This window comes from Streptomyces sp. P5F9 (assembly GCF_057961495.1).
Genome location: NZ_JBXVPZ010000874.1, coordinates 1 through 1,679 on the forward strand (window position 1 = coordinate 1; position 1,679 = coordinate 1,679).

The 1,679-nt window shown below is 71.4% G+C and carries 1 protein-coding gene; it reads right to left on the reverse strand.

Annotated features, from left to right (window positions below):
* Positions 1-1,679: hypothetical protein (locus AC31A1_RS51060; RefSeq protein WP_489659857.1), on the reverse strand; the 1,679-nt coding region annotated here is incomplete at both ends.

The window sequence follows — 1,679 nt, forward strand, 5'->3', positions numbered from 1 at the left end:
GGGCCGTTGGGGCGGGCGGCAGGAAACCCTCGCGGCGCAGCCACGTCTCGGCCTCGTCGAACAGACCGTCCGTGCCGGTGACGTCGAGCGGGGCCGCGCTCAGCCCGATGCCGTCCAACCGCTCCAGGGAGTCCGGGAGTTCACGTGTCTCGGCGGCGGTCGGCGTGTGCCCGGTGGCGTCCGCCTTGCTCAGGACCCGTAGGTCCATGCCGTGCGTCCGGGTGAGCGCCGGCGCCCGCGTCTCGGTGCCGTCGGGCCGGATCAGGGTGACCTGGTAGGTGACGCCGGACGGGGTGAGGAGGTGGCCGCGGTTCGTGCGGATGGCGTGCATCGTGCCCGCCGAACTGCTCGCGCTGTACGTGTTGGTGACGGTCGCCTGGGTCTGCCCGCGCAGGCCGAGGCTGCCGCCGATGGTGCTGGAGGCGTCCGGATGCCCCTGGCTGTGGTCACCGGTGAGAGCGGCGGCACCACTCCCGCTGACCCCGATCCCGCTGGTGTACTTCGAGGAGAGGTCCACCTTCGCGGTGTTGACCAGGTGGCTCTCAAGGTTGATCTGGCCCGCGGTGCTCTGCCGCAGCGGCGTGCCGACGGCGGGCGTGGTGACCAGGTGCAGCATGCCGACCGCGTTGCCGTCGGCGTCGGTGATCACCGGCGAGTAGATCCCGCCGTCCACCTGCATGGGCAGCGTGCCGCGCAGCACCTGCTCGGAGAGGAAGTCCGAGACCTGCCCGGCAGCAGTGGCGTCCAGATCGGCGTGGAACGTCTGGTGGACGTGCTCGTACAGCGCCCTCGGGTCGATCACCGAGTCGACGCCGTAGAGCGGGAGATCGGCCATCGCGGCGGGCGCGGGCAGCGAACCCGGCGCCGGATCGGCGGTGGTGAGGTGCCGCGGGAACCAGATCGTGGTCGGACCGTGGGACTCCGCCGTGCCCCACCCGTCCGGTGCCGGGGCGGTCGTGGCGGTGGGCGCGGTGACGGACGGCGCGTCGACACGCACGCGCCACCGGGTGCTGAACTCCACAGGATCGGAAGGCTCGTTGGAGCGCTGGGAGGACGTGGTCTGCACGGCCTGGGTGACGGTCGTCGCGTCGCTCGCCTGGTTGTGCGTGATCGCCGCCGTCAGCGATCCGTCCACCGCCCGCACCGCGGTCGGCGCCGTGATCGGCCAGGACCCGGTCCACGGCACCTGGAACGTCCGGTACGTACCCGACGGCTGACTGGAGAAGTTCTCCCGCGTGCCGAACCCGCGCCGCTCGACATGCTTGTCCGGGTCACGCGGGTCGAAGCGCCCCTGCCGCAACGAGGCCCGCGCATCGGAAAGCGTCAGCTGAACGTCGACGGTGCGATCACGGCCGCCGACCCGGACGATGATGCGGAGACCGCCGTTCGAGCGCAGATACGGCAGTTGGAGCGCCAGGTTCTCCCGGCTCAGCTCGCCCCGCACCTGCTCACGCACCGACTCCGGCGGGTTGTCGGCATCCAGCCCGAACGCCTCGTAGACCTGCCCGCGCAGCCCTTCGATCACCTCGTCGGAGAACGGCTCCGCGTACACCAGCCCTACGGTCCCATCGGGCAGCGCACCGTACGAGTTCACGTAACTCGACGGCAGTTGGACCTGTGCGGGTGGTTGTGCCGTCGGGGCGTTCGAGGTGGGCCAGGTGAGGGGGGTGTCCGTGGGG